The sequence below is a fragment of the Roseobacter sp. genome (assembly GCF_024639605.1).
Lineage (GTDB): Bacteria > Pseudomonadota > Alphaproteobacteria > Rhodobacterales > Rhodobacteraceae > Roseobacter.
The window spans coordinates 1-6,117 of the sequence record NZ_JAHEHZ010000172.1 but is presented as its reverse complement, the minus strand read 5'-3'; the positions used below and the strand labels follow the sequence as shown (position 1 = coordinate 6,117).

Annotated in this window: 6 protein-coding genes and 1 pseudogene; 4 read left to right on the top strand and 3 right to left on the bottom strand. The window is 57.4% G+C overall.

Going from position 1 to position 6,117, the window contains the following annotated elements; genetic code table 11:
- The 3 genes from Q0M35_RS16440 to hydA form a co-directional block, all read right to left on the bottom strand.
- The coding region (locus Q0M35_RS16440) for a dihydrodipicolinate synthase family protein (protein WP_295317355.1) at window positions 1-439 on the bottom strand (439 nt) is incomplete at its 3' end.
- A 63-nt stretch (window positions 440-502) separates the two neighbouring features.
- Window positions 503-892: a VOC family protein gene (locus Q0M35_RS16435; protein WP_295317354.1), complete on the bottom strand. Its 390-nt coding sequence runs from the start codon at window positions 890-892 to the stop codon at window positions 503-505.
- 4 nt (window positions 893-896) lie between these two features.
- Window positions 897-2,297 carry a dihydropyrimidinase gene (gene hydA, locus Q0M35_RS16430; RefSeq protein ID WP_295317353.1) on the bottom strand — a complete coding sequence of 467 codons (1,401 nt, stop codon included), beginning with the start codon at window positions 2,295-2,297 and terminating at the stop codon, window positions 897-899.
- A 134-nt stretch (window positions 2,298-2,431) separates the two neighbouring features.
- Here hydA and Q0M35_RS16425 point away from each other — a divergent pair, with 134 nt between their 5' ends.
- From Q0M35_RS16425 to Q0M35_RS16410, 4 genes and pseudogenes are all read left to right on the top strand, one after another.
- Window positions 2,432-3,130 carry a type 1 glutamine amidotransferase domain-containing protein gene (locus tag Q0M35_RS16425; protein WP_366519680.1) on the top strand — a complete coding sequence of 233 codons (699 nt, stop codon included), beginning with the start codon at window positions 2,432-2,434 and terminating at the stop codon, window positions 3,128-3,130.
- A gap of 600 nt (window positions 3,131-3,730) precedes the next feature.
- The gene (locus tag Q0M35_RS16420; RefSeq protein ID WP_295317351.1) at window positions 3,731-4,237 is read left to right on the top strand and encodes a transposase; all 507 of its coding nucleotides are present in this window, start codon (window positions 3,731-3,733) and stop codon (window positions 4,235-4,237) included.
- Complete coding sequence (tnpB, locus tag Q0M35_RS16415; RefSeq protein WP_295317350.1) at window positions 4,234-4,587, top strand: IS66 family insertion sequence element accessory protein TnpB; 354 nt, start codon at window positions 4,234-4,236, stop codon at window positions 4,585-4,587. The genes Q0M35_RS16420 and tnpB overlap by 4 nt, the downstream gene beginning before the upstream one ends.
- A 154-nt stretch (window positions 4,588-4,741) precedes the next feature.
- Window positions 4,742-6,117, top strand: a pseudogene (locus Q0M35_RS16410) (IS66 family transposase); the annotation flags it as partial.

The following is a 6,117-nucleotide window of genomic DNA, read 5'->3' as shown; positions in this document are numbered from 1 at the left end:
CAGAGATCACCACGTTGGTGATCAGCGGAAAATCCTGCAATACAAAAGGTATGTCGCCAAGGACTTCAGCAACACCGCGGTAGTAGCTGACGATCTGGCCATCGGTCTTTAGCGTCGAAGGAGGCGCTACCATCACCCCGGCAGCACCTGCCTCAATAGACGATTCCGCAAGAGCCTTCATTGCGGCAAAACCCGGGGCACTCACACCGACCACGACAGGCAGATCAGTTCGGGCAGTTGTACGACGAACCACGGCCTGGGATTCATCGGAAGACAGCTTCCCCGCCTCACCCATCATGCCGAGTATTGTGAGACCGTTCGCCCCTTTCTCAACATAGAAATCAACCATCCGGTCGATGCTCTCGAGATCCAGGCTGCCATCAGGCATGAACGGCGTGACAGCTATTGTGAAAACTCCGCTGGCGGTTTCATCAAGCATGGTTATCTCCCCGGGATTGAGCATGAGCAGAAAGGAAATTTGAAACCAGACTCCTCTGCTGGTTCAGGCTCCGGTATGCAAAGCAGATTGGATCTCGATTTGATAGCCCTCGGAATCGGTAAAGACGAACGCCCGAATTCCGATTTCCTCGTTGGAAAAGAGTTCCGAAAGATTGTCGACAGATCTTTCTTTCAGATAGGTGTACCAGGCATCAACGTTCCGGACACGCATGCAAAGCTGAACGGGTTTCGTTGCAGCCCACTTGTTCATGCCCCTTGTTTCATCCACCAATCCGACATGAGCACCCGGACAGATCTGGTATATTTTGCTCCATCCCTGGTCGATGGCTAGCGACAGACCCAGGACATCCTCATAAAATTTCATCGCTGCTGGCAAATCACGATAGTAGAAGAACGTGATTGCAAGTTCTGCTGGGGTATCCGGCCTTTGCATTGAGCTATGCTCCCCTTTTAAGCTGGTCGTACCTTGCCCGTGCCAGCCAACGCCCCTGCCCCGGTTTTCCCAGGAATTGCCCTCCCTCAAGCAGGATATTACCTCTCAGGATCACCGTCTCGGGCCAGCCTTTCACCGTTCGACCTTCCCAGGGGTTGTATCCGACATTGTCATGCAGATCGTCCGGGCCATAGGTAACTGATCGCTCGGGATCCCAGATCGCGATATCAGCATCCTTTCCAGTCTGCAGGGCCCCTTTGCAAGTCAGCCCGTAAATATCGGCAGGCGCGCTCGAGGTCAGCCTGACAAAGGCCATCGGATCTTTCTTTTTCGATACCATTTCATCGAACATAAGAGGCAACCTGGTCTCAAGGCCAGGCAACCCATTTGCAATCTGATGGAAACCGGCACCGGGTCCAGCTGCCAGCTTGCCCGTTTCATCGTAGCGGTAAGGCGCGTGGTCCGAAGAGACGATTTGAAGGTCTCCTTTTCCCAGCGCGCCGAAAAGTGCCGCCTGATCAGCCGGCTCCCGCTGTGGCGGCGAACACATCCATTTTGCCCCGTCGGAACGATCCAGCACGTCTGCCGTCATGAACAGGTAATGGGGACAGGTTTCGGCCCATACCGGCACGCCACGCTTGCGCGCCGCGCCGACCACCTCAGCTGCCTCTTTGGTCGAAATGTGAAACAGCATTACCGGCTGGTTCAGGTACTCGGCAAAACGACACATCCGTTCGACGGCCTCAATCTCTGCCATTCGAGGCCGTGACAGGGCATGGTCTCGAGGTAATATTTTGCCACTCTTGATAAGTTCTTCCCTGCTCCGGGAGATGATTGCATCGTTCTCCGCGTGAACGCATACCAGTGCGCCGTGTTCTCGCGCCGCGGTCATGACCGAAAGGATCTGCCCGTCATCCAGTCGGATATTATAGGTGGTAAAGACCTTGAGAGATCGGTGGCCTTCCGAAATCAATCTCTGCATATCGACTTCAAATGAAGGTACACTCGTATCGGATATCGTAATGTGGAAACCGTAATCGATCATTGCGCCGCGCAAGGCGCGCTGGGCATACGCATTGACCGTATCGACGAGGCGCTCACCTTTCTGCTGAGCTGCAAAACAGATGACACTCGTGGTTCCGCCCATGACCGCAGATCTTGTTGCCGTCTCGAAGGTATCCGCATTCATCAGCCCCATACCGGATAGCTGTTCGATATGAGCATGCGGATCCACCCCACCCGGCATTACCCATTTGCCCGCTGCAGAGATCTCGCGTCGCCCTTTACCCGAGACTTTGCCGATATCGATTATCTTGCCATCACGGATAGCAAGATCGCCCGTAACAAGGCGACCTGGCGTAACGATCCGGCCGTCTCTTATTACCAGGTCATGGACTTCAGCCAAGCAACCTCCCCTTTCGATTCTCACACGTCAGCAAGCCAAGTATCTCAGACAAGGGTCTTTATCTCCATGATGAAATACCCATCTGTCCGAGCAGAACAATCCGTTCGAACAAACAAGGGAGAACTACAATGTCGATCAAAGCACTCATTTTGGTAACCTCGCATGAAAAGCTGGGAGATACCGGCAACGACACTGGTTTCTACTGGGAAGAGCTGGCAGCTCCTTACTGGACATTCCGGGACGCTGGTCTTGATGTAGAATTCGCAAGTGTAAAAGGTGGCAAACCGCCCGCGGACCCGAAATCAGCTGCAGCAGACAGAATAACAGAAACTGTTGACCGATTCCTTGCTGATGATGCGTCCATGCAAGCACTGGAAAACACGAAGAAGGTCTCCGAGATTGATCCGGGAGCTTACGAGTTGGTCTTCCTGCCCGGCGGTCACGGTACCATGTGGGATTTTGCCCAGACCGACGCGGTCGGCAAACTTGTCGCCGAGGCATATGAGAGCGGCGCGGTCGTTGGGGCCGTTTGTCATGGCCCGTCCGGATTGCTCAATGCGAAACTGAACTCTGGCGACACATTGGTGAAGGGCAAGCGCGTCAACTGTTTCACCGACAGTGAAGAAGAAGCGGTAGGATTGACCGAAGTTGTTCCCTACCTGCTCGAAACCGAGCTCAGGAACAAGGGAGCCCGGTTTGAAAAAGGAGAGAATTTCAAACCATACGCTGTTCGTGATGGCCGCCTTGTCACAGGGCAAAACCCAAGTTCATCGGAAAAGGTTGCGGAATTGCTGATTGAAGCTTTGCGGGATGAAAAGGTACTCGCAGCATAGAACTGGTTTCGATCGTCTAAAAACGGCAGCCCAAACGGCTGCCGTTTGGATACCGATGAGGCAATGAGCCTCAATTTTCGAAGATCCCACATGATCAGCCCGATCCAACTGCATCATTCTCCGCCAAAGTCGAAGCGCCAAAATTGCAAACCGAGACTTTCTGCCAAATCGCGGCAGGAATCGTGTCTCTCGCGCGACAACCTGATGCGCTTGTTCCGCTAAATTCTTGAAATATTTAAGGAAATCGGAGAGACAGGAAAATATCGGAATAGTGGAGGCTGAGTGGCTGTGTGCGCAGTCTGCAGCGGGGTAGTCTCCGGCAAAATTTCCCTGGTAACAGGGAAAAATGCAGGGAAATTCCGGAGAATTAGCGGTTTTCCACACCTTACAGCCGCACTTTCCACGATAATTCAATTGCTTAGCCCAGTATCAGGCAATTACTTAGCAGGGAGTTTCTGTACCACTTGCAGGGAATTTTGCTTACACTTCAGGGTATTCAAATTCGGAAGCAGGTAATCGTCCATTTTCTACACACTTGGTATGATTGGCAGATTTCCGATTTTCTCGGCTTCACAGTGTTGAAGCGAGAGGAGATCGAGAATGACGGACCAATCATTGCCAAGAGCTCGTTATGGCGAGGTTTTCTGGCGGGCGCATCATGAAGCCTGGAAGCGTAGCGATTTGAATCAGCGGGAGTATTGCGAGGTTCACAGCCTGTCGCTGAAGGCTTTCGGCAACTGGCGGGCCAAGTTCAAAGCCGAACCGGAAGCGCCAGTACGCAAGCTGCTCTATCGCCGTGGCGGGATAAGTCACACCCCAAGTCACAGGCATAGTCACACCTTTGGTCACACCTTAAGTCACGTGACTTATCCCAGTTTGGACCTGGACGAAGCACCGGTCGTGCAACCGGTACGCAGCGGTCATCGGCGTCGATTCACCGATGCGCAGCGCGCCCATATCCTGGCCGAGATCGCCCGGCCCGGCGCCAGCGTCTCCGAAGTGGCGCGACGCTACGGCATTGCCCGGCGCGTGCTGTGCCGCTGGCGCCAGGAGGAACAGGTGCGGTTCGTCGATGTCGAGATCGTCGATGGGGAGGCCGTGTCATGAATCTGCTTCCCGCCGGCACCAAGGTGCATCTGGCCTTCGGCTATACCGACATGAGGAAGGGGATGGATGGGCTCGCCGTGCTCGTCCAGGAGGTGCTGCATCAGGACCCGTTTACCGGCCATCTTTTCGTGTTTCGGGGGCGCAAGGCCAATCTCATCAAGATCGTGTTCTGGGATGGCACGGGACTGTGTCTGTTCACCAAGAGGCTGGAACATGGCGTCTTCGTGTGGCCAGCCAATGTCGAGCCGGGACGGACGCTTTCCCTAACCTCGGAGCAGCTCTCTCACTTGCTGGAAGGCATCGACTGGCGCGCGCCGGAACAGCGCTGGCGGCCGGCACTGGCAGGGTGATGCGGTCGCTGCGGCCAATTGACTCAAGCGTGCAATAGGGTTCGGCGCCTGACCGGGATGGGCGTAGAATCGGTTCATGGAGATCGATCTCGCCGCCCTGCCGGATGATGTCGAAGCGCTGCATCACCTGATCGGCGATCTTGTTGCAGCACGCGAACACGAGCGGGCCGAGGCCCGCGCCGAGATCGAGCGGCTGCACCACATCGTCAAGCTGCTGCAGCGCAACCGGTTCGGCCGTCGCTCCGAACGTCTCGACAACGACCAGATGCTGCTCGGCCTGGAAGATGTCGATGCCGATATCGCCCGCGCCGAAGCGACCCTGCCGGAAGCGCCGGCGACAAGGGCAAAGCCAGCGGATGAAGCTCCCGGCCTGCCCGATCATCTCGAACGCGAGGACGTCCATCTCGATATCGATGCCGAGATCTGTCCCGATTGCGGCGGTGCCATCCATGCCATCGGTGAGACGGTGTCGGAGATGCTCGACTGGGTTCCGGCACGGCTGCGCGTCATCCGCATCCGCCGGCCCCGCTATGGCTGCCGGGGCTGCGGTACCATCCATCAGGCGCCGGCGCCGGAACGGCCGATCGCGAAGGGTCTCGCCAGTCCCGGCCTGCTCGCCCACGTGTTGGTCAGCAAATATTGCGACCACCAGCCGCTCTACCGCCAGGCGCAGATCTTCGCGCGCCACGGCGTCAGGCTGAACCGCTCGACGCTGGCCAACTGGGTCGGTGGCGCCAGCTGGTGGCTGGAGGCGCTGCATGACCGGCTGGCGAAGCATGTCTTCGCCTCCACCAAGCTGTTTGCCGACGACACGCCGATCCCGGTACTCGATCCCGGCCGCGGACGAACGCGGACCGGAAGGCTGTGGGTCTATGTCCGTGACGACCGGCCCTGGGGCGGTACCGATCCGCCGGCCGCCATCTACTTCTACAGCCCGGATCGCAGGGCCGAACGCCCTGCCAGCCATCTCGACCACTTCAAGGGCATCCTACAGGTCGACGGTTATGCCGGCTTCGAGCAGCTGACCCGGCGTGGCGACATCACCCTCGCCGCCTGCTGGGCCCATGCCCGACGCAAGTTCTATGATGTCGAGCAAGCGACCGGCTCGCCGATCGCCGCCGAGGCGCTCCGCCGGATCGCACAACTTTACGCACTGGAAAAGGATATCCGCGGGCAGGATGCGGATGCGCGCCGGCAGGCGCGCAATAGCCAGGCACGTCCGCTGGTCGAAGCGCTCAAGACATGGTTCGAGCATCAGCTGCGGCAGGTTCCGCCGCGCGGCGGCGTGGCCGAGGCCATACGCTATGCCCTGGCCCGCTGGCCGGCACTCTGCCTCTATCTGGACGACGGCCGCATCGAGCTCGACAACAATCCGGTCGAGCGCGCCATCCGTCCCGTTGCACTGGGCCGCAAAAACCATCTCTTTGCCGGTTCCGACCGCGGCGCAGACCGCTGGGCGATCATCGCCTCGCTGATCGCCACCGCCAAACTCAACGACGTCGAACCCTACGCCTATCTCAAGAACGTGAT